The sequence below is a fragment of the Xanthomonas rydalmerensis genome (assembly GCF_033170385.1).
GTDB lineage: Bacteria > Pseudomonadota > Gammaproteobacteria > Xanthomonadales > Xanthomonadaceae > Xanthomonas_A > Xanthomonas_A rydalmerensis.
This window is the reverse complement of sequence record NZ_CP126170.1, coordinates 3,961,448-3,983,707: the sequence shown is the minus strand read 5'-3', so window position 1 is coordinate 3,983,707 and position 22,260 is coordinate 3,961,448. Positions and strand designations below refer to the sequence as shown.

The following is a 22,260-nucleotide window of genomic DNA, read 5'->3' as shown; positions in this document are numbered from 1 at the left end:
TAGCGGGCTGTTTCACCCCTCTCTGATTTCGGCTTCGCAGCCGGGTTCGAGTGGGTAAGTTGGAGGGATACCCAAGCGGCCAACGGGGGCAGACTGTAAATCTGCTGGCTTACGCCTTCGGTGGTTCGAATCCACCTCCCTCCACCAGTTATTTTGTTGTGGCAGTGCGGCATCCCGTAGCGGGAGTAGTTCAACGGTAGAACCTCAGCCTTCCAAGCTGATGGTGCGGGTTCGATTCCCGTCTCCCGCTCCATTGAACGCGCTTGTGTCACAATAGAACAACGCTCACGTAGCTCAGTCGGTAGAGCACCTCCTTGGTAAGGAGGAGGTCGAAGGTTCGATTCCTTTCGTGAGCACCATATTCAGTCGTCAAATCTTTCTACGATCACCGAGAAGAAGCAGCCATGGCCAAGGGTAAGTTCGAGCGCACCAAGCCGCACGTCAACGTCGGCACCATCGGTCACGTCGACCACGGCAAGACCACGCTGACCGCGGCGCTGACCAAGATCGGCGCAGAGCGCTTCGGCGGCGAGTTCAAGGCGTACGACGCGATCGACGCGGCGCCGGAAGAGAAGGCGCGCGGCATCACGATCTCGACCGCCCACGTGGAATACGAATCCCCGACGCGCCACTACGCGCACGTGGATTGCCCGGGTCACGCGGACTACGTCAAGAACATGATCACCGGTGCGGCGCAGATGGACGGCGCGATCCTGGTGTGCTCGGCCGCTGACGGCCCGATGCCGCAGACCCGCGAGCACATCCTGCTGTCGCGTCAGGTCGGCGTGCCGCACATCGTGGTGTTCCTGAACAAGGCCGACATGGTCGACGACGCCGAGCTGCTCGAGCTGGTCGAGATGGAAGTGCGCGAGCTGCTGAGCAAGTACGACTTCCCGGGCGACGACACCCCGATCATCCACGGTTCGGCCCGCCTGGCGCTGGAAGGCGACCAGAGCGAGATCGGCGTGCCGGCGATCCTGAAGCTGGTGGACGCGCTGGACTCGTTCATCCCGGAGCCGCAGCGCGACGTGGACAAGCCGTTCCTGATGCCGGTGGAAGACGTGTTCTCGATCTCGGGCCGCGGCACCGTGGTGACCGGCCGTATCGAGCGCGGCATCATCAAGGTGGGCGACGAAATCGAAATCGTCGGCATCCGTGCGACGCAGAAGACCACCGTGACCGGCGTGGAAATGTTCCGCAAGCTGCTGGACCAGGGCCAGGCGGGCGACAACGCGGGCCTGCTGCTGCGCGGCACCAAGCGTGACGACGTGGAGCGCGGCCAGGTGCTGTGCAAGCCGGGTTCGATCAAGCCGCACACCGACTTCGAAGCCGAAGTGTACGTGCTGTCGAAGGACGAGGGCGGCCGTCACACCCCGTTCTTCAAGGGTTACCGTCCGCAGTTCTACTTCCGCACCACCGATATCACTGGCGCGTGCCAGCTGCCGGAAGGCGTGGAGATGGTGATGCCGGGCGACAACGTCAAGATGGTGGTGACGCTGATCAACCCGGTGGCGATGGACGAAGGCCTGCGTTTCGCGATCCGCGAAGGTGGCCGGACCGTCGGCGCCGGCGTGGTGGCCAAGATCATCAAGTAATGCCCTCCGGCGGCCTCGGCCGCCGGGCTCGACGGCAGGACGGCGGCTGTAGCCGCCGGAATCCGACGAGGTGCAGGCGGCTCCGGTCGCCGGGTTCAGCGAAGGGCGGGCCGGAACCTTCGGTCCGCCTTCGCCGTCTCAGGGAAGTGCAGTCGTTCTTACTACACGCCAGTAGCTCAATTGGCAGAGCAGCGGTCTCCAAAACCGCAGGTTGGGGGTTCGAGTCCCTCCTGGCGTGCCAATCTGCCGCTCCCTATCCAGTGACCTCGGTCGCATAGCAGCAAGAGTCGGATGAACAGCAAGATCGAGCATTCCAAAGGCCCCGCCGCGTCTTCTGGCGGCGATATCGTCAAGTACGTCATCGCAGCGCTGCTGGTGATCGCGGGCCTGTTCGTCTGGTTCTGGTTCGGTGAGCCGAGCCGTGCGGCACAACTGGGGAGCTGGTCCGGTCCGCTGCGCGCACTGGCGGTGATCGCGGGTCTGGCTGCGGGCGCGGCGGTATTCCTGATGACCGCCAAGGGTCGCGAAGGCCGCGAGTTCCTGTCCGAATCCCGTTTCGAACTGCGCAAAGTGGTGTGGCCGACCCGTCAGGAAGCCATTCGCACCACCTGGGTGGTGATCGTGGTGGTGATCATTCTGAGTCTGCTGCTGGGCGGGTTCGATTTCCTGATCCAGAAGCTGATGCAGTGGTTCGTGAGCCGTTGAGGAGAGTGCAGCAGTGAAGCGTTGGTATGTCGTTCACGCCTATTCAGGCTTCGAGAAGTCCGTGGCCCAAGCGCTGCGCGACCGTATTGTGCGTGACGAGATGCAGGAGCGCTTCGGCGACGTGCTGGTCCCCACCGAGGAAGTTATCGAGATGCGCTCCGGCCAGAAGCGCCGTTCCGAGCGCAAGTTCTTCCCGGGCTACGTGCTGGTGCAGATCGAGACCCACGAAGAGGGCGGCATTCCGCGCATCGACAACGAAAGCTGGCACCTGGTCAAGGAAACGCCGAAGGTGATGGGCTTCATCGGCGGCACCGCCGACCGTCCGTTGCCGATCCGCGACGAAGAGGCCGATGCGATCCTGCAGCGCGTTCAGGATGGCGTGGAGAAGCCGCGTCCGAAGGTGTTGTTCGAGCCGGGCCAGATGGTTCGGGTCACCGACGGCCCGTTCAACGACTTCAACGGCGTGGTCGAGGAAGTCAACTACGAGAAGAGCCGCCTGCGTGTTGCGGTGCTGATCTTCGGCCGTTCCACCCCGGTGGAACTGGAATTCGGCCAGGTCGAGAAGGCCTGAGCCCGCCCCGGCGCGGCTGCGCCGGGCGCCAAAATCTCTGCTATACTGCGCGGCTCCCTGTCCAGGCAAGCCGCCGGGCAGAACGGAAGCCGCCGCGAGGCGGCTTTCTGCGCACTTCAAAAACGTGATGGCGGGACACGTGATTTTCCCGTCGCGATGGGGAGCCTGCGGTTTAGGCGCTAGCACCCGGAGACACTAAAATGGCAAAGAAAGTCGTCGGTTACATCAAGCTGCAGGTGAAGGCCGGTCAGGCCAACCCCTCGCCGCCGGTCGGTCCTGCGCTGGGTCAGCGCGGCCTGAACATCATGGAATTCTGCAAGGCGTTCAATGCCGCCACGCAGAAGCTGGAGCCGGGCCTGCCGACTCCGGTCATCATCACGGCCTACTCGGACCGTACCTTCACCTTCGTCACCAAGAGCACCCCGGCCAGCGTGCTGCTGAAGAAGGCCGCGGGCGTCAGCTCCGGCTCCAAGCGCCCGAACACCGAGAAGGTGGGCAAGGTGACCCGCAAGCAGCTCGAAGAGATCGCCAAGGCGAAGGAAGCCGACCTGACGGCGGCCGAGCTGGAAGCGGCGGTACGCACGATTGCGGGTTCTGCCCGCAGCATGGGCCTGACGGTGGAGGGTTAAGCAATGGCACAGACCAAGCGACAGAAAGCGATCCGTGCTGCGGTGCAGCCGGGCAAGGCGTATTCGATCGACGAAGCGCTGAAGATCGTCAAGACCACCAGCAAGGCCAAGTTCGTCGAAGCCGTCGACGTGGCCGTGCGCCTGGGCGTGGACGCGAAGAAGTCCGACCAGCAGGTGCGCGGTTCCACCGTGCTGCCGGCCGGTACCGGCAAGAGCGTGCGCGTGGCGGTGTTCGCCCCCGCCGGCGCCAAGGCCGATGAGGCGCTGGCCGCCGGTGCCGAAGCCGTCGGCATGGACGACCTGGCCGAGAAGATGCAGGGTGGCGACCTGAACTACGACGTGGTCATCGCCACCCCGGACGCGATGCGCGTCGTCGGCAAGCTGGGCACCCTGCTGGGCCCGCGCGGCCTGATGCCGAACCCCAAGGTCGGCACCGTGTCCGCCAACCCGGCCGAAGCGGTCAAGAACGCCAAGTCGGGCCAGGTGCGCTACCGCACCGACAAGGCCGGCATCATCCACTGCACCATCGGCAAGGCCAGCTTCGAAGACGACGCGCTGAAGAGCAACCTGCAGGCGCTGCTGCTGGACCTGGTCAAGGCCAAGCCGGCGACCTCGAAGGGCACCTACCTGCAGAAGATCTCGGTGAGCTCGACCATGGGTCCGGGCGTCACCGTCGATCAGGCGTCGCTGTCCCTGAAGTAATCGCAACACGGCGCCGCCCGCGAGGTGCGGCGCCGGTTTCACCCTTTTGAAGGCGTCGCCAGGGGCAACCCGACGCGAAGCCGTCAAAGACCGCAGGCGCGGTCTGCGCACACCGACGACGGGCACGGAAGCTCGCAATGGCAAGGAGTCGCCGTCGGTACAGCGGGATCGCTTAATCCAGTCCCCTCGGGGATGTGCCGGCGTAGATGGTGCCGCCTTTCTGGAGTTTTTCTGGTGCAGGCCAACCCGGGGTTCCGGGCGCGCTCACTCCAGGTCTGGAACGGCCACCAACTGGGATGCCATGCGGCATCCCCGGCATCCAGGAAGGAGGCCGCCCAGGACCGCAAGCGGCAGGAGCCGCGAGCGGAGTAAGTTTGAAGCAGGGATTCGGGATTCGGGATTGGGGATTGGCAAGAGCGGCGGTATCGCTCCTGACGCATCCCAGGTCGCGCATTTCAACTCCCGGCTTTAACGGAGGAGTGCAATGGCTCTCAATCTGTCCCAGAAGCAAGAAGTCGTCGCCGAACTGGCCGACGTCGCCGCGAAGGCCCACTCCTTGGTTGCTGCCGAGTACGCCGGCATCACGGTCTCGCAAATGACCGCGATGCGCAAGAAGGCGCGCGAAACCGGTGTGTACTTGCGTGTTGTCAAGAACACCCTGGCCGCGCGTGCCGTTGCCGGTACCGAATACGAGTGCGTCCAGGACGCGCTGGTCGGTCCGCTGCTGTATGCGTTCTCGACGGAAGAACCCGGCGCTGCCGGTCGTCTGATCAAGGAATTCGCCAAGGGTAACGACAAGCTGCAGGCCAAGGTCGTGTCGCTGGGTGGTCAGCTGTATCCGGCCGCTCATCTCGAGGTGTTGGCGTCGCTGCCGACCCGCGAGCAGGCGCTGGCCATGCTGGCACGCGTCCTGGCCGAGCCGGCGAGCATGTTCGCCCGTGCGGTCAAGGCTGTGGGCGACAAGCAGGGTGGCGGCGACGCCGCTCCCGCCGACGCCGAAGCGGAAGCCCCAGCCGAAACGGCTTAAGTTCGCGACACCTGAAACGGTTCACTAGAACCTCATCCAGAAAAAATTCCAAAGGTAATCACAATGTCCCTGTCTAACGAGCAGATCGTCGACGCAATCGCCGAAAAGACCCTCATGGAAGTGATGGAGCTGGTCAAGGCCATCGAAGACAAGTTCGGCGTCTCCGCCGCCGCCCCGGTCGCCGCTGCCGGTCCGGCCGTGGCCGCCGCTCCGGTCGAAGAGCAGACCGAGTTCAACGTCATCCTGATCGACGCCGGCGCCAAGAAGGTCGACGTCATCAAGGCCGTCCGCGCCATCACCGGCCTGGGCCTGAAGGAAGCCAAGGACCTCACCGAGGCCGGCGGCGTGCTGAAGGAAGCCGTGTCCAAGGAAGACGCCGACAAGTTCAAGAAGGACCTGGAAGCCGCTGGCGCGAAGGTCGAAGTCAAGTAAGCAGTCCCTTGCATCGCCAGCCGTTCAAGGCGATGCACTGAAGGCTGGGGGCGAAAGCCCCCGGCCTTTGGCCGTTGTTGCAATGCCGGGATTGGATATTCGGCATCGGAGATTCGAGAGGCGGTCGTCGACCCATCCCGAATCCCCTCATCCCCAATCTCGTTCTCATCGAGTTGGTAGTTGGAAGTAGCGGGAGAAGGCGTGCTGGTGCCGGCAATACCAGCGACTTCCAACTGACAATTTATGTTCACTCAGGGCCGCGGACGCGTGGCCCGCATCAGCCAAGGTGATACCTCATGACGTCTTATTCGTTCACCGAAAAGAAGCGTATCCGCAAGGACTTCGGCAAGCAGCGCTCGATCCTCGAAGTGCCGTTCCTGCTCGCCATCCAGGTGGATTCCTACCGCGAGTTCCTGCAGGAGAACACCGACCCGAACAAGCGTTCGGACCACGGCCTGCACGCGGCCCTGAAATCGGTGTTCCCGATCTCCAGCTACAGCGGCAACGCGGCGCTGGAGTACGTCGGCTACAAGCTCGGCGAACCGGTGTTCGACGAGCGTGAATGCCGCCAGCGCGGCATGAGCTACGGCGCGCCGCTGCGCGTGACCGTGCGCCTGGTGATCTACGATCGCGAGTCCTCGACCAAGGCGATCAAGTACGTCAAGGAGCAGGAGGTCTACCTCGGCGAGATCCCGCTGATGACCGACAACGGCACCTTCATCGTCAACGGCACCGAGCGCGTCATCGTCTCGCAGCTGCACCGCTCGCCGGGCGTGTTCTTCGACCACGACCGCGGCAAGACCCACAGCTCGGGCAAGCTGCTGTACAGCGCCCGCATCATTCCGTACCGCGGCTCCTGGCTGGACTTCGAGTTCGACCCGAAGGACGCGCTGTTCACCCGTATCGACCGCCGCCGCAAGCTGCCGGTGTCGATCCTGCTGCGCGCGCTCGGCTACTCGAACGAGGAGATGCTGTCCGAGTTCTTCGAGATCAACACCTTCCACATCGACCCGAAGGAAGGCGTGCAGCTGGAGCTGGTGCCCGAGCGCCTGCGCGGCGAGACCCTGAACTTCGACCTGGCCGATGGCGACAAGGTCATCGTCGAAGCCGGCAAGCGCATCACCGCGCGCCACGTCAAGCAGCTCGAGGCCTCCGGCATCGCCGCGCTGGCCGTGCCCGACGAGTACCTGGTCGGCCGCATCCTGTCGCACGACGTGGTCGATGCCTCGACCGGCGAACTGCTGGCCAGCGCCAACGACGAGATCAGCGAAGATCAGCTGACCGCGTTCCGCAAGGCCGGCGTCGACGCCGTGGGCACGCTGTGGGTCAACGACCTGGATCGCGGTCCGTACCTGTCCAACACCCTGCGCATCGATCCGACCAAGACCCAGCTCGAGGCGCTGGTCGAGATCTACCGCATGATGCGCCCGGGCGAGCCGCCGACCAAGGACGCCGCGCAGAACCTGTTCCACAACCTGTTCTTCACCTTCGAGCGCTACGACCTGTCCACGGTCGGCCGCATGAAGTTCAACCGCCGTGTCGGCCGCAAGGAAGTCACCGGCGAGTCGGTGCTGTACGACAAGAAGTACTTCGGCGAGCGCAGCGACGAGGAGTCCAAGCGCCTGGTCGCCGAGCACGCCGACAGCTCCGACATCCTGGACGTGATCAAGGTCCTGACCGAGATCCGCAATGGCCGCGGCGTGGTCGACGACATCGACCACCTGGGCAACCGTCGCGTGCGTTCGGTCGGCGAAATGGCCGAGAACGTGTTCCGCGTGGGCCTGGTCCGCGTCGAGCGCGCGGTCAAGGAGCGTCTGTCGATGGCCGAGTCCGAAGGCCTGACCCCGCAGGAGCTGATCAACGCCAAGCCGGTGGCCGCCGCGATCAAGGAGTTCTTCGGCTCCTCGCAGCTGTCGCAGTTCATGGACCAGAACAACCCGCTGTCGGAAGTGACGCACAAGCGTCGCGTCTCCGCGCTGGGTCCGGGCGGTCTGACCCGCGAGCGCGCCGGCTTCGAAGTGCGCGACGTGCATCCGACCCACTACGGCCGCGTCTGCACCATCGAAACCCCGGAAGGCCCGAACATCGGCCTGATCAACTCGCTGGCGGTGTATGCCCGCACCAACCAGTACGGCTTCCTGGAGACGCCGTACCGTAAGGTCGTGGACGGCCAGATCACCGACGAGGTCGAATACCTGTCGGCGATCGAAGAGAACGAGTACGTCATCGCGCAGGCCAACGCGCTGCACGACGCCAAGAGCCGCCTGACCGAGCAGTTCGTGCCGTGCCGTTACCAGGGCGAGTCGCTGCTGAAGCCGCCGGCGGAAGTGCACTTCATGGACGTGTCGCCGATGCAGACCGTGTCGATCGCGGCCGCGCTGGTGCCGTTCCTGGAGCACGATGACGCCAACCGCGCGCTGATGGGCGCGAACATGCAGCGCCAGGCCGTGCCGACGCTGCGTGCGCAGAAGCCGCTGGTCGGCACCGGCATCGAGCGTGCGGTGGCGCGCGACTCGGGCGTGACCGTGAACGCCCGCCGTGGCGGCGTGATCGAGCAGATCGACGCCGGCCGCATCGTGGTCAAGGTCAACGAGGCCGAGATCGGCGGCGGCACCGACGCCGGCGTCGACATCTACAACCTGATCAAGTACACCCGCTCCAACCAGAACACCTGCATCAACCAGCGTCCGCTGGTGAACGTGGGCGACGTGATCGCGCGCGGCGACGTGCTGGCCGACGGTCCCTCGACCGACATCGGCGAGCTGGCCCTGGGCCAGAACATGCTGATCGCGTTCATGCCGTGGAACGGCTACAACTTCGAAGACTCCATCCTGCTCTCCGAGCGCGTGGTGGAAGAGGATCGCTACACCACGATCCACATCGAAGAGCTGACCTGCGTGGCGCGCGACACCAAGCTGGGGCCGGAGGAAATCTCCGCCGACATCCCCAACGTGTCCGAGCAGGCGCTGAACCGTCTGGACGAGAGCGGCGTGGTGTACATCGGTGCGGAAGTGCGCGCCGGCGACATCATGGTCGGCAAGGTCACGCCGAAGGGCGAGAGCCAGCTGACCCCGGAAGAGAAGCTGCTGCGCGCGATCTTCGGCGAGAAGGCCTCGGACGTGAAGGACAGCTCGCTGCGCGTGCCGCCGGGCATGGACGGCACCGTCATCGACGTGCAGGTGTTCACCCGCGACGGCATCGAGAAGGACAAGCGCGCCCGCCAGATCGAGGAAAACGAGATCAAGCGGGTCAAGAAGGACTTCGACGACCAGTTCCGTATCCTGGAAAGCGCGATCTATGCGCGTCTGCGTGGCCAGCTGATCGGCAAGGTCGCCAACGGCGGTCCGAACCTGAAGAAGGGCGACACCATCAGCGACGCCTACCTGGACGGCCTGAAGAAGTCCGACTGGTTCGCGCTGCGCATGAAGGACGAGGACGCCTCCGAGGCGATCGAACGCGCCCAGAAGCAGATCCAGGCGCACGAGAAGGAGTTCGAGCGTCGCTTCGCCGACAAGCGCGGCAAGATCACTGCCGGCGACGACCTCGCCCCGGGCGTGCTGAAGATGGTCAAGGTGTTCCTGGCGGTGAAGCGCCGCATCCAGCCCGGCGACAAGATGGCCGGTCGCCACGGCAACAAGGGTGTCGTGTCGATGATCCAGCCGATCGAGGACATGCCGTACATGGCCAACGGCGAGACCGTGGACATCGTGCTGAACCCGCTGGGCGTGCCGTCGCGTATGAACATCGGTCAGGTGCTGGAAGTGCACCTGGGCTGGGCTGCCAAGGGCCTGGGTCGCAAGATCCAGAACATGCTCGAGGCTCAGACCAAGGTCGCCGACCTGCGCAAGTTCCTGGCGCAGATCTACAACCACGACCAGAAGCTGGGCGAGGACCGCGTGGACCTGGACCAGTTCAGCGACGCGGAGCTGCTGTCGTTGTCGAAGAACCTGACCGACGGCGTGCCGATGGCCACCCCGGTGTTCGACGGTGCGACCGAGGCCGAGATCAAGCACATGCTCGAACTCGCCGACCTGCCGATCAGCGGCCAGACCCAGCTGTACGACGGCCGCACCGGCGAGGCGTTCGATCGCCACACCACGGTCGGCTACATGCACATGCTGAAGCTGAACCACCTGGTCGACGACAAGATGCACGCGCGCTCCACCGGCCCGTACTCGCTGGTCACCCAGCAGCCGCTGGGCGGCAAGGCGCAGTTCGGCGGCCAGCGCTTCGGCGAAATGGAAGTCTGGGCGCTGGAAGCCTACGGCGCGGCCTACACCCTGCAGGAAATGCTGACGGTGAAGTCCGACGACGTGCAGGGTCGTAACCAGATGTACAAGAACATCGTCGACGGTGAGCACGAGATGGTCGCCGGCATGCCGGAGTCCTTCAACGTGCTGGTGAAGGAAATCCGCTCGCTGGCGATCAACATGGAACTGGAAGACTGAGGGCAGGGAATGAGGAGTCGGGACTAGGAAACCGCCCGGGCGTGTGCCGACAGGCCGCCCGCGTTTCCTGTCCCGACTCTCCGCTTCCAACGATTCCCTATTCGCTATTCCCGATTCCCGGAGAAATCAAATGAAAGACCTGCTCAACCTCTTCAACCAGCAGCGCCAGACGCTGGACTTCGACGCGATCAAGATCGCGCTGGCCTCGCCGGACCTGATCCGTTCGTGGTCCTTCGGCGAAGTGAAGAAGCCGGAAACCATCAACTACCGGACCTTCAAGCCCGAGCGCGACGGCCTGTTCTGCGCCGCCATCTTCGGCCCGATCAAGGATTACGAGTGCCTGTGCGGCAAGTACAAGCGCATGAAGCACCGTGGCGTGGTCTGCGAGAAGTGCGGCACCGAAGTGACCCTGGCCAAGGTGCGCCGCGAGCGCATGGGCCACATCGACCTGGCTTCGCCGGTCGCGCACATCTGGTTCCTGAAGTCGCTGCCGTCGCGCATCGGCCTGATGCTGGACATGACCCTGCGTGACATCGAGCGCGTGCTGTACTTCGAAGCCTACGTGGTGACCGAGCCGGGCCTGACCGCCCTGGAGCGCCGCCAGCTGCTGACCGAAGAGCAGTACCTGACCGCGCGCCAGGAGCACGGCGACGACTTCGACGCCGCCATGGGCGCCGAGGCGGTGTACGAGCTGCTGCGCACCATCGACCTGCAGTCGGAAATGACCCGCCTGCGCGAAGAGATCGCCAGCACCGGTTCGGAAACCAAGCTCAAGCGCCTGACCAAGCGCATCAAGCTGATCGAGGCCTTCATCGAGTCCGGCAACCGTCCGGAGTGGATGGTGATGACCGTGCTGCCGGTGCTGCCGCCGGATCTGCGTCCGCTGGTGCCGCTGGACGGCGGCCGCTTCGCGACCTCCGATCTGAACGACCTGTACCGCCGCGTCATCAACCGCAACAACCGCCTGCGCCGCCTGCTCGAGCTGAACGCGCCGGACATCATCGTGCGCAACGAAAAGCGCATGCTGCAGGAATCGGTCGATGCGCTGCTGGACAACGGCCGCCGCGGCCGTGCCATCACCGGCACCAACAAGCGTCCGCTGAAGTCGCTGGCCGACATGATCAAGGGCAAGCAGGGCCGGTTCCGTCAGAACCTGCTCGGCAAGCGCGTGGACTACTCCGGCCGTTCGGTGATCGTGGTCGGCCCGACCCTGCGTCTGCACGAGTGCGGCCTGCCGAAGAAGATGGCGCTGGAGCTGTTCAAGCCGTTCGTGTTCGCCAAGCTGCAGCGTCGCGGCCTGGCCACCACCATCAAGGCCGCCAAGAAGCTGGTCGAGCGCGAAGAAGCCGAAGTCTGGGACATCCTGGAAGAGGTGATCCGCGAGCACCCGGTGCTGCTGAACCGTGCGCCGACCCTGCACCGTCTGGGCATCCAGGCGTTCGAGCCGGTGCTGATCGAAGGCAAGGCGATCCAGCTGCACCCGCTGGTCTGCACCGCGTTCAACGCCGACTTCGACGGTGACCAGATGGCCGTGCACGTGCCGCTGTCGCTGGAAGCGCAGCTGGAAGCGCGCGCGCTGATGATGTCCACCAACAACATCCTGTCGCCGGCCAACGGCGAGCCGATCATCGTGCCGTCGCAGGACGTGGTGCTGGGCCTGTATTACATGAGCCGCGCCCTGGAGAACAAGAAGGGCGAGGGCATGGTGTTCGCCAACATCGCCGAAGTGAAGCGCGCCTACGACAACCGTGCGGTCGAACTGCACGCCAAGGTCAAGGTCCGCATCACCGAGACGGTGATCGACGAGGAAGGCAACCGCAGCAAGAAGACCTCGATCGTGGACACCACGATCGGGCGCGCGCTGCTGGCCGAGATCCTGCCGGAAGGCCTGCCGTTCGCGCTGGCCAACACCGAGCTGACCAAGAAGAACATCAGCCGCCTGATCAACTCCAGCTACCGTCAGCTTGGTCTGAAGGACAGCGTCGTGTTCGCCGACAAGCTGATGTACACCGGCTTCGCCTACGCGACCCGCGCCGGCGTGTCGATCGGCATCGACGACATGCTGATCCCGTCGGAGAAGAAGGGCATCCTCGGCGAAGCCGAGCAGGAAGTGCTGGAAATCCAGGAGCAGTACCAGTCCGGTCTGGTCACCGCCGGCGAGCGCTACAACAAGGTCGTGGACATCTGGTCGCGCACCAACGAGCGCATCGCCAAGGCGATGATGGACACCATCGGCACCGAGAAGGTGGTCAACGCCAAGGGCGAGACCATCGACCAGAAGTCGATGAACTCGCTGTACATCATGGCCGACTCCGGCGCGCGTGGTTCGCAGGCGCAGATCCGTCAGCTGGCCGGCATGCGCGGCCTGATGGCCCGCCCGGACGGCTCGATCATCGAGACGCCGATCAAGGCGAACTTCCGCGAAGGCCTGAACGTGCAGGAGTACTTCAACTCCACCCACGGTGCCCGTAAGGGTCTGGCCGATACCGCGCTGAAGACCGCCAACTCCGGTTACCTGACCCGTCGCCTGGTCGACGTGGCGCAGGACGTGGTGATCACCGAGCCGGATTGCGGCACCACCGACGGCCTGACCATGACCCCGATCGTGGAAGGCGGCGACGTGGTCGAGCCGTTGCGCGACCGCGTGCTCGGCCGCGTGGTGGCCGAGGACGTGTTCCTGCCGGGCAACGACGAGGATCCGATCGTCACCCGCAACACCCTGCTCGACGAGCAGTGGGTGGCCAAGCTGGAAGAGGCCGGCGTGCAGTCGGTCAAGGTCCGCTCGACCATCACCTGCGAATCGGCGTTCGGCGTGTGCGCACGCTGCTACGGCCGCGACCTGGCCCGTGGCCACCTGGTCAACATCGGCGAAGCGGTGGGCGTCATCGCCGCGCAGTCGATCGGCGAGCCGGGTACCCAGCTGACCATGCGTACCTTCCACATCGGCGGCGCGGCTTCGCGTGCGGCGGCGGTGGACAACATCACGGTCAAGACCACCGGTTCGATCAAGTTCAACAACTTGAAGTCGGTCGAGCACGCCAACGGTTCGCTGGTGGCGGTGTCGCGTTCGGGCGAACTGTCGGTGCTCGACGGCCACGGCCGCGAGCGCGAGCGCTACAAGCTGCCGTACGGCGCCACCATCACCGCCAAGGACGGCGACGCCGTCAAGGCCGGCCAGTCGGTGGCGAACTGGGATCCGCATAACCACCCGATCGTGTCGGAAGTGGCCGGTTTCATCCGCTTCATCGACTTCATCGACGGCGTCACCGTCATCGAGAAGACCGACGAGCTGACCGGCCTGGCCTCGCGCGAAATCACCGATCCGAAGCGTCGCGGCACCCAGGCCAAGGACCTGCGCCCGATCGTGCGCATCGTCGATGCCAAGGGCAACGACCTGACCATCCCGGGCACCGATCTGCCGGCGCAGTACCTGCTGCCGCCGCGCTCGATCGTCAACCTGCAGGATGGCGCCGCGGTCGGCGTCGGCGACGTGGTCGCGAAGATCCCGCAGGAAGCGTCCAAGACCCGCGACATCACCGGTGGTCTGCCGCGCGTGGCGGATCTGTTCGAAGCGCGCAAGCCGAAGGATCCGGCGATCCTGGCCGAGCGCTCGGGCATCATCAGCTTCGGCAAGGACACCAAGGGCAAGCAGCGCCTGATCATCAAGGACACCGATGGGTCGGAGCACGAAGAGCTGATCCCGAAGTACCGCCAGATCATCGTGTTCGAAGGCGAACACGTGGCCAAGGGCGAAACCGTGGTGGACGGCGAGCCGAGCCCGCAGGACATCCTGCGTCTGCTGGGCGTCGAGCCGCTGGCCGCGTACCTGGTCAAGGAAATCCAGGACGTGTACCGCCTGCAGGGCGTGAAGATCAACGACAAGCACATCGAGGTCATCACCCGGCAGATGCTGCGCAAGGTCGAGATCACCGACCAGGGCAGCAGCAAGTTCCTCAATGGCGAGCAGGCCGAGCGCCAGCGCGTCATCGAGGAGAACGCCCGCCTGGCGGCCCGCAACGAACTGCCGGCCAAGTACGACCCGGTGCTGCTGGGCATCACCAAGGCCTCGCTGGCGACCGAGTCGTTCATCTCGGCCGCGTCGTTCCAGGAGACCACCCGCGTGCTCACCGAGGCGGCGGTCCGCGGCACCAGCGACACGCTGCGCGGTCTGAAGGAAAACGTGATCGTGGGCCGTCTGATCCCGGCCGGTACCGGCCTGGCGTACCACAGCCTGCGCCGTCGCAATGCCAGCGGCCTGACCGAGTCGGAAATGCAGACCCTGTCCGGCGGCAGCGCCGAGCCGGCGGTCGAAGCTCCCGCGCCGACGGCTGCCGGCAGCGAAGAGTAAACAGCAAGCCGGACCGGTCCCGTCCGCGGGACCGTCGTTCCAAGTGAAAGGGGGCGCAGCGGACGCGCCCCGTATTCCGGCCCCGGATGGGCCAGCAAGTAAAAATTCCGTTGTGTTGACGGCGCTTTGACTTGCCCGCTATACTTTCCTGTCTCGGCAGGCCGTCCTTCGGCCTGCCTTCGTTTTCACGCATCCAGGCCCGACGGCCTCAATCAGAAGAATCTACCTGATGGCGACGATCAACCAGCTGGTCCGCAAGCCGCGGCAGGCGACCACCTACAAGAGCGCCTCTCCGGCGCTGGACAAGTGCCCGCAGCGCCGTGGCGTCTGCACGCGCGTGTACACCACCACCCCGAAGAAGCCGAACTCGGCCCTGCGTAAGGTCGCCAAGGTGCGCCTGACCAACCAGGAAGAGGTCATCAGCTACATCGGCGGCGAAGGCCACAACCTGCAGGAGCACTCCGTGGTCCTGATCCGCGGCGGTCGCGTCAAGGATCTGCCGGGCGTGCGCTACCACACCGTGCGCGGTTCGCTCGATGCCGCCGGCGTCGCCAAGCGTCGCCAGGGTCGTTCCAAGTACGGCGCCAAGCGTCCGAAGAAGAGCTAAGGGAAGCACACATGTCACGTAAAGGTAATACGCCGCAGCGCGCCGTTCTCCCGGATCCCAAGCACGGGAGTGAAACCATCGCCCGCTTCATCAACATGGTGATGCTGAGCGGCAAGAAGTCGGTCGCCGAAAAGATCGTGTACGGCGCGATGGACGTCATCGGCGAGAAGAACCCCAATGCGGTCGAGCTGGTGCAGAAGGCGCTGGACAACGTCGCTCCGGCGGTCGAAGTCAAGTCGCGCCGCGTCGGCGGTGCCACCTATCAGGTGCCGGTCGAGGTGCGTTCCTCCCGTCGCATGGCGCTGGCGATGCGCTGGCTGATCGACTCGGCGCGCAAGCGTGGCGAGAACTCGATGCCGCGCAAGCTGGCGGCCGAGCTGGTCGACGCCTCGGAAAACCGTGGTGGCGCCATCAAGAAGCGTGAAGAGACTCACCGCATGGCGGAAGCGAACAAGGCGTTCGCGCACTACCGCTGGTGACCTTCCGGGCCTTGGAAACGGGGCCCGTCAGCACTATCTAGAAGTGCTGCTAGCTGCGCCGTCGCGCGCGGCACAAATCCGAAGGCCGCCGCAAGGCGGCGTTCGGCCATCCGAAATCCAAGAAATTTGAGAGGCTCCCTGTGGCCCGTACCACTCCCATCGAGCGTTACCGCAACTTCGGCATCATGGCCCACATCGATGCCGGCAAGACCACCACCTCCGAACGCATCCTGTTCTACACCGGCGTCAGCCACAAGATCGGCGAGGTGCATGACGGTGCCGCGACGATGGACTGGATGGAGCAGGAGCAGGAGCGTGGCATCACCATCACCTCCGCGGCCACCACGGCGTTCTGGAGCGGCATGGACAAGTCGCTGCCGCAGCACCGCTTCAACATCATCGATACCCCCGGGCACGTCGACTTCACCATCGAAGTCGAGCGTTCGCTGCGCGTGCTCGATGGCGCGGTGTTCGTGCTGTGTGCGGTCGGTGGCGTGCAGCCGCAGTCCGAGACCGTGTGGCGTCAGGCCAACAAGTACGCGGTGCCGCGCCTTGCGTTCGTCAACAAGATGGACCGCACCGGTGCCAACTTCGACAAGGTGGTCGAGCAGCTGAAGTCGCGCCTGGGTGCGTACCCGGTGCCGATGCAGGTGCCGATCGGCGCCGAAGACGGCTTCGAAGGCGTGGTCGACCTGATCAAGATGAAGGCGGTCCATTGGGATACCGCTTCGCAGGGCACCGTGTTCGAGTACCGTGAGATCCCCGCGCACCTGGCCGACAAGGCCACCGAAGCGCGTGCGTTCATGGTCGAGGCCGCCGCCGAAGCCAACGAAGACCTGATGGACAAGTACCTCAACGAGGGCGACCTGTCCGAGGCCGAGATCGTCAATGGCCTGCGCGAGCGCACCCTGAAGGTGGAAGTGGTGCCGGTGTACTGCGGTACCGCGTTCAAGAACAAGGGCGTGCAGGCGATGCTCGACGGCGTGATCCAGCTGCTGCCGTCGCCCAGCGATCGTCCGCCGGTCAAGGGTATCGACGAGGACGACAAGGAAGACAGCCGTCCGGCCACCGACACCGCGCCGTTCTCGGCGCTGGCGTTCAAGATCATGACCGACCCGTTCGTCGGCTCGCTGACCTTCTTCCGCGTCTACTCCGGCACGCTGAACTCGGGCGACCAGGTGTACAACCCGGTCAAGTCGAAGAAGGAGCGCGTGGGTCGCATCCTGCAGATGCACTCCAACAACCGCGAAGAGATCAAGGAAGTGCGCGCGGGCGACATCGCCGCGGCGGTGGGCCTGAAGGACGTCACCACCGGCGACACGCTGTGCGCGCAGGACAACATCATCATCCTGGAGCGCATGGTGTTCCCGGAGCCGGTGATCTCGATGGCGGTCGAGCCGAAGACCAAGTCGGACCAGGAAAAGATGGGCATCGCGCTGAGCCGTCTGGCGCAGGAAGATCCCTCGTTCCGCGTCAACACCGACGAGGAATCCGGCCAGACCATCATCCGCGGCATGGGCGAGTTGCACCTGGAAATCATGGTCGACCGCATGAAGCGCGAGTTCAACGTCGAAGCCAACGTCGGCAAGCCGCAGGTGGCCTACCGCGAGACCATCCGCAAGGCGGTCAAGCAGGAAGGCAAGTTCGTGCGTCAGTCCGGCGGTAAGGGCCAGTACGGTCATGTCGTGCTCGAGATCGAGCCGCAGGAGCGTGGCCTGGGCTACACCTTCGAGAACGCGATCGTCGGCGGCGTGGTGCCGAAGGAATACATCCCGGCGGTGGACAAGGGCATCCAGGAAGCGGTGGCCAACGGCGTGATGGCCGGCTACCCGATCGTGGACGTCAAGGTGCGCCTGATCGACGGTTCGTACCATGACGTCGACTCCTCGGAAATGGCGTTCAAGATCGCCGGCTCGATGGGCTTCAAGGAAGGCTTCAACAAGGCCAACCCGGTGCTGCTGGAGCCGATCATGAAGGTCGAGGTGGTGACGCCGGAAGACTACCTGGGCGATGTGATGGGCGACGTCAGCCGTCGTCGCGGCATCCTGCAGGGCCAGGACGACAGCCCGTCGGGCAAGGTGATCAACGCGATGGTGCCGCTGGGCGAAATGTTCGGCTACGCCACCACGCTGCGCTCGATGTCGCAGGGTCGCGCCACCTTCTCGATGGAGTTCGACCACTACGCTGAAGCGCCGGCCAACATCGCCGAAGCGGTCATCAAGAAGAGCTGAGATTAGAGCGACGGGATGCGTGCGGCGGACCAGGTCCGCGCCGCATCCCGCTCTCTGTTCCCCCAATACGAATCACGAGGTAGAGAGACATGGCAAAGGGTAAGTTCGAGCGCACCAAGCCGCACGTCAACGTCGGCACCATCGGTCACGTCGACCACGGCAAGACCACGCTGACCGCGGCGCTGACCAAGATCGGCGCAGAGCGCTTCGGCGGCGAGTTCAAGGCGTACGACGCGATCGACGCGGCGCCGGAAGAGAAGGCGCGCGGCATCACGATCTCGACCGCCCACGTGGAATACGAATCCCCGACGCGCCACTACGCGCACGTGGATTGCCCGGGTCACGCGGACTACGTCAAGAACATGATCACCGGTGCGGCGCAGATGGACGGCGCGATCCTGGTGTGCTCGGCCGCTGACGGCCCGATGCCGCAGACCCGCGAGCACATCCTGCTGTCGCGTCAGGTCGGCGTGCCGCACATCGTGGTGTTCCTGAACAAGGCCGACATGGTCGACGACGCCGAACTGCTCGAGCTGGTCGAGATGGAAGTGCGCGAGCTGCTGAGCAAGTACGACTTCCCGGGCGACGACACCCCGATCATCCACGGTTCGGCCCGCCTGGCGCTGGAAGGCGACCAGAGCGAGATCGGCGTGCCGGCGATCCTGAAGCTGGTGGACGCGCTGGACTCGTTCATCCCGGAGCCGCAGCGCGACGTGGACAAGCCGTTCCTGATGCCGGTGGAAGACGTGTTCTCGATCTCGGGCCGCGGCACCGTGGTGACCGGCCGTATCGAGCGCGGCATCATCAAGGTGGGCGACGAAATCGAAATCGTCGGCATCCGTGCGACGCAGAAGACCACCGTGACCGGCGTGGAAATGTTCCGTAAGCTGCTGGACCAGGGCCAGGCGGGCGACAACGCGGGCCTGCTGCTGCGCGGCACCAAGCGTGACGACGTGGAGCGCGGCCAGGTGCTGTGCAAGCCGGGTTCGATCAAGCCGCATACCGACTTCGAAGCCGAAGTGTACGTGCTGTCGAAGGACGAGGGCGGCCGTCACACCCCGTTCTTCAAGGGCTATCGCCCGCAGTTCTACTTCCGCACCACCGATATCACTGGCGCGTGCCAGCTGCCGGAAGGCGTGGAGATGGTGATGCCGGGCGACAACGTCAAGATGGTGGTGACGCTGATCAACCCGGTGGCGATGGACGAAGGCCTGCGCTTCGCGATCCGCGAAGGCGGCCGGACCGTCGGCGCCGGCGTGGTGGCCAAGATCATCAAGTAATGCCCTCCGGCGGCCAAGGCCGCCGGTTGGATTCGCCAGCGACTGCGGTCGTCGGCATCGCGAAGGGTCGGCGCAAGCCGGCCCTTCGTCGTTTCCGGGCATGCGAACGTTCTGGCGATTTGTTGCCGCGAGGTGTTGCGGAGGCGTGAAGTCGTCGCTATAATGCGCGGCTCGGCGTTCCTGGGTAGGGCGCCGGCAAGACAGCGAAAAGAGAGGCAGGACGCCGCTCGTGTTCGCAGGACCGGGAAGGTCGCGTCGCATGGAGCACTCAACAACCCCGAGTTGTTGACGCTGCTCTAGCTGCGCATTATACTTTTCCGTCTGGGCAGGCCGGGTCGACTGGTCTGCCCCAGTTTTTGGGGCGGAAGGAATGCCCCCGCCGAGCCGGATGCTCTGCGGTACGACTATCAGGAAACAACCGGGGCAGGTATCCCAGAGGCCTTGCCCGTCGCTCTTTTAACGAAGGAACCCACCGTCATGGCGGACCAAAAGATCCGGATTCGGCTGAAGGCGTTCGATCATCGTTTGATCGACCGTTCGGCCAGCGAGATCGTCGAGACGGCCAAGCGGACCGGCGCGCAAGTGCGTGGCCCGATCCCGCTGCCGACCAAGATCGAACGCTACACCATCCTCGTTTCCCCGCACGTCGACAAGGACGCGCGTGACCAGTACGAGACCCGCACGCACAAGCGCGTGCTCGACATCGTCGACCCCAACGACAAGACCGTGGACGCGCTGATGAAGCTCGAGCTCGCGGCTGGCGTCGATGTCCAGATCAAGTTGACCTGAGGACTACGACCATGACGAAGAAGTATTCGTTGGGCTTCGTGGGCCGCAAGGCCGGCATGAGCCGCGTCTTCACCGAAGACGGCCGCTCCATCCCGGTCACCCTGATCGAAGCGACCCCGAACCGCATCACCCAGCTCAAGACCGTCGAAGCCGACGGCTACAGCGCCGTGCAGATCACCGTGGGCGCCCGTCGCGCCGCGCTGGTCAACAAGCCGGCGTCCGGCCATTTCGCCAAGGCGAAGGTCGAAGCGGGTCGCGGCCTGTGGGAGTTCCGCGTCGAGGACGCGCAGCTGGGCGAGTTCGCCGTCGGCGGCGAAATCAAGGCGGACATCTTCGCCGTCGGCCAGAAGGTCGACGTCCAGGGCGTCACCAAGGGTAAGGGCTTCCAGGGCACCATCAAGCGGCACAACTTCCGCATGGGCGATGCCACCCACGGTAACTCGCTGTCGCATCGCGCGCCGGGTTCGCTGGGTCAGCGCCAGACCCCGGGTCGCGTTTTCCCGGGCAAGAAGATGTCCGGCCACATGGGCGCGGTGCAGCAGAGCACGCAGAATCTGGAAGTGGTCAAGGTCGACGTCGAGCGTGGCCTGATCGCCATTCGCGGCGCTGTGCCTGGCGCTGCCGGTGGCGACGTGATCGTGCGTCCGGCTAGCAAGGCATAAGGAGAGATGACGATGGAACTCGTTATCACGGGTAGCAACAACAAGGTCTCGGTCTCCGATGCCGTGTTCGGCCGCGATTTCAGCGAGGATCTGGTTCACCAGGTCGTCGTCGCTTATCGCAACGCCGGCCGCGCCGGCACCAAGGCGCAGAAGACGCGTTCGGAAGTCAACGGCACCACCAAGAAGTCGAAGAAGCAGAAGGGCGGTGGCGCTCGCCACGGCGCGCTGACCGCTCCGATCTTCGTCGGCGGTGGCGTGACCTTCGCGGCCAAGCCGCGCAGCTTCGAGCAGAAGGTCAACCGCAAGATGTACCGCGCGGCCATCTGCGCGATCCTCTCGGAACTGAACCGCCAGGGCCGCCTGATGGTCGTCGACGCGTTCGACGTCGAGGCCAGCAAGACCAAGGGCCTGATTGAGAAGCTGAAGGGTCTGGAAGTGGGCAAGCGCCCGCTGATCGTGACCGAAGAAGCGTCCGAGCATCTGTACCTGTCCGCCCGCAACCTTCCCTACGTGGAAGTGCGCGACGTGCAGGGCCTGGATCCGGTGTCGCTGGTCGGGGCCGATACGGTCGTGATCACCGCCGATGCGGTCAAGAAGGTCGAGGAGTGGCTGGCATGAGCAGCAACGAAAAAATCTTCAGCGTGCTGCGCGCTCCGCGTGTCTCCGAAAAGACCGCGCGCCTGCAGGAACTCTCCAATCAGTACGTCTTCGAGATTTCGAACGAAGCCACCAAGGCCGATGTCAAGGCCGCGGTCGAGCAGCTGTTCGACGTCAAGGTCGAGTCGGTCAACGTGTTGAACGTCAAGGGCAAGAACAAGTCCTTCCGTTCGCGCAGCGGTCGTCGCGGCGATTGGCGCAAGGCGTACGTGCGTCTGGCCGAAGGCCAGTCCATCGACGTAACGGCCAAGGCCTGAGGTACATCCCATGCCATTGATGAAATTCAAGCCCACCTCCGCAGGCCGTCGTTCGGCCGTGCGCGTGGTCACGCCCGATCTGCACAAGGGCGCCCCGCACGCTGCACTGGTGGAAAAGCAGAGCAAGTCCGGTGGTCGTAACCACCACGGCCGCATCACCACCCGCCACGTCGGCGGTGGCCACAAGCAGCACTACCGCGTCATCGACTTCAAGCGCAACAAGGAAGGTATCCCGGCGCGCGTGGAGCGGATCGAATACGATCCCAACCGCACCGCCCATATCGCCCTGCTGTGCTACGCCGACGGCGAGCGCCGCTACATCATCGCGCCGAAGGGCCTGAAGGCCGGCGACCAGGTGATCGCGGGTTCGGATGCGCCGATCAAGACCGGCAACACCCTGCCGCTGCGCAACATCCCGGTCGGTACCACCGTCCACGGGATCGAGCTGAAGCCGGGCAAGGGCGCGCAGATTGCGCGTGCCGCCGGCGCCGCGGTGCAGCTGGTCGCGCGTGAAGGCATCTACGCCACCCTGCGTCTGCGCTCCGGCGAAATGCGCAAGGTGCCGGCCGAGTGCCGCGCCACCATCGGCGAAGTCGGCAACGACGAGCACAACCTCGAGAAGCTGGGCAAGGCGGGCGCGAAGCGCTGGCGCGGCGTGCGTCCGACCGTTCGCGGTGCGGCCATGAACCCGGTCGACCACCCGCACGGTGGTGGTGAGGCGAAGGCCGGTCAGGGTAATCCGCATCCGGTCACCCCGTGGGGTGTCCCGACCAAGGGTTACAAGACGCGCCATAACAAGCGCACCGAACAATTCATCGTCCGCGATCGTAGGGGCTAATCG

The 22,260-nt window shown here is 64.8% G+C and carries 18 protein-coding genes and 4 tRNA genes; all 22 read left to right on the top strand.

Translation table 11 applies throughout. From position 1 onward, the window contains the following. The first annotated feature begins 61 nt into the window (after positions 1 to 61). Positions 62 to 147, top strand: a tRNA-Tyr gene (locus QN245_RS16865). A gap of 32 nt (positions 148 to 179) precedes the next feature. Beyond that, a tRNA-Gly gene (locus QN245_RS16860) sits at positions 180 to 253 on the top strand. 30 nt (positions 254 to 283) lie between these two features. Next, positions 284 to 359 (top strand) — tRNA-Thr (locus tag QN245_RS16855). A 45-nt stretch (positions 360 to 404) separates the two neighbouring features. Then, positions 405 to 1,595, top strand: coding sequence for an elongation factor Tu (gene tuf / locus QN245_RS16850; protein ID WP_160966994.1), 1,191 nt, complete (start codon positions 405 to 407; stop codon positions 1,593 to 1,595). Between the two features lie 165 nt (positions 1,596 to 1,760). Continuing rightward, a tRNA-Trp gene (locus QN245_RS16845) sits at positions 1,761 to 1,836 on the top strand. Positions 1,837 to 1,886: 50 nt separating this feature from the next. Then, positions 1,887 to 2,300, top strand: a complete 414-nt coding sequence (gene secE, locus QN245_RS16840) for a preprotein translocase subunit SecE (RefSeq protein ID WP_160966996.1) — start codon at positions 1,887 to 1,889, stop codon at positions 2,298 to 2,300. Positions 2,301 to 2,313: 13 nt separating this feature from the next. Next, the gene (nusG, locus tag QN245_RS16835; RefSeq protein WP_145699991.1) at positions 2,314 to 2,871 is read left to right on the top strand and encodes a transcription termination/antitermination protein NusG; all 558 of its coding nucleotides are present in this window, start codon (positions 2,314 to 2,316) and stop codon (positions 2,869 to 2,871) included. A gap of 200 nt (positions 2,872 to 3,071) precedes the next feature. Continuing rightward, positions 3,072 to 3,500 carry a 50S ribosomal protein L11 gene (gene rplK / locus QN245_RS16830; RefSeq protein ID WP_010341342.1) on the top strand — a complete coding sequence of 143 codons (429 nt, stop codon included), beginning with the start codon at positions 3,072 to 3,074 and terminating at the stop codon, positions 3,498 to 3,500. Positions 3,501 to 3,503: 3 nt separating this feature from the next. Next, a complete protein-coding gene (gene rplA / locus QN245_RS16825; RefSeq protein ID WP_160966997.1) occupies positions 3,504 to 4,202 on the top strand; it encodes a 50S ribosomal protein L1 in 699 nt (232 codons plus the stop codon). Positions 4,203 to 4,686: 484 nt separating this feature from the next. Next, on the top strand, positions 4,687 to 5,229 hold the full coding sequence (rplJ, locus tag QN245_RS16820) for a 50S ribosomal protein L10 (protein WP_010341340.1): 543 nt from the start codon (positions 4,687 to 4,689) through the stop codon (positions 5,227 to 5,229). 63 nt (positions 5,230 to 5,292) lie between these two features. Then, positions 5,293 to 5,661 (top strand): 50S ribosomal protein L7/L12, encoded by a 369-nt coding sequence (gene rplL, locus QN245_RS16815; RefSeq protein WP_010341338.1) that lies wholly within the window; start codon positions 5,293 to 5,295, stop codon positions 5,659 to 5,661. Between the two features lie 296 nt (positions 5,662 to 5,957). Continuing rightward, positions 5,958 to 10,109, top strand: a complete 4,152-nt coding sequence (rpoB, locus tag QN245_RS16810) for a DNA-directed RNA polymerase subunit beta (protein ID WP_317843707.1) — start codon at positions 5,958 to 5,960, stop codon at positions 10,107 to 10,109. Between the two features lie 130 nt (positions 10,110 to 10,239). Next, the gene (gene rpoC / locus QN245_RS16805) at positions 10,240 to 14,457 is read left to right on the top strand and encodes a DNA-directed RNA polymerase subunit beta' (protein ID WP_317843706.1); all 4,218 of its coding nucleotides are present in this window, start codon (positions 10,240 to 10,242) and stop codon (positions 14,455 to 14,457) included. Positions 14,458 to 14,686: 229 nt separating this feature from the next. Beyond that, positions 14,687 to 15,064 (top strand): 30S ribosomal protein S12, encoded by a 378-nt coding sequence (rpsL, locus tag QN245_RS16800; RefSeq protein ID WP_160967003.1) that lies wholly within the window; start codon positions 14,687 to 14,689, stop codon positions 15,062 to 15,064. Positions 15,065 to 15,075: 11 nt separating this feature from the next. After that, positions 15,076 to 15,543: a 30S ribosomal protein S7 gene (gene rpsG, locus QN245_RS16795; protein WP_048490049.1), complete on the top strand. Its 468-nt coding sequence runs from the start codon at positions 15,076 to 15,078 to the stop codon at positions 15,541 to 15,543. Between the two features lie 140 nt (positions 15,544 to 15,683). Continuing rightward, the gene (fusA, locus tag QN245_RS16790; RefSeq protein ID WP_160967005.1) at positions 15,684 to 17,774 is read left to right on the top strand and encodes an elongation factor G; all 2,091 of its coding nucleotides are present in this window, start codon (positions 15,684 to 15,686) and stop codon (positions 17,772 to 17,774) included. A gap of 89 nt (positions 17,775 to 17,863) precedes the next feature. Beyond that, positions 17,864 to 19,054: an elongation factor Tu gene (tuf, locus tag QN245_RS16785; RefSeq protein WP_160966994.1), complete on the top strand. Its 1,191-nt coding sequence runs from the start codon at positions 17,864 to 17,866 to the stop codon at positions 19,052 to 19,054. 477 nt (positions 19,055 to 19,531) lie between these two features. Next, the gene (rpsJ, locus tag QN245_RS16780; protein WP_010341589.1) at positions 19,532 to 19,843 is read left to right on the top strand and encodes a 30S ribosomal protein S10; all 312 of its coding nucleotides are present in this window, start codon (positions 19,532 to 19,534) and stop codon (positions 19,841 to 19,843) included. Between the two features lie 11 nt (positions 19,844 to 19,854). Beyond that, positions 19,855 to 20,505, top strand: coding sequence for a 50S ribosomal protein L3 (gene rplC / locus QN245_RS16775; protein WP_010341590.1), 651 nt, complete (start codon positions 19,855 to 19,857; stop codon positions 20,503 to 20,505). A gap of 12 nt (positions 20,506 to 20,517) precedes the next feature. Further along, entirely contained in the window at positions 20,518 to 21,123 is a 606-nt protein-coding gene (gene rplD, locus QN245_RS16770) for a 50S ribosomal protein L4 (protein WP_048490092.1), read from the top strand. Then, a complete protein-coding gene (gene rplW / locus QN245_RS16765) occupies positions 21,120 to 21,419 on the top strand; it encodes a 50S ribosomal protein L23 (RefSeq protein ID WP_010341592.1) in 300 nt (99 codons plus the stop codon). The genes rplD and rplW overlap by 4 nt, the downstream gene beginning before the upstream one ends. 10 nt (positions 21,420 to 21,429) lie before the next feature. Further along, on the top strand, positions 21,430 to 22,257 hold the full coding sequence (gene rplB, locus QN245_RS16760) for a 50S ribosomal protein L2 (RefSeq protein WP_160967007.1): 828 nt from the start codon (positions 21,430 to 21,432) through the stop codon (positions 22,255 to 22,257). Positions 22,258 to 22,260 lie beyond the last annotated feature (3 nt).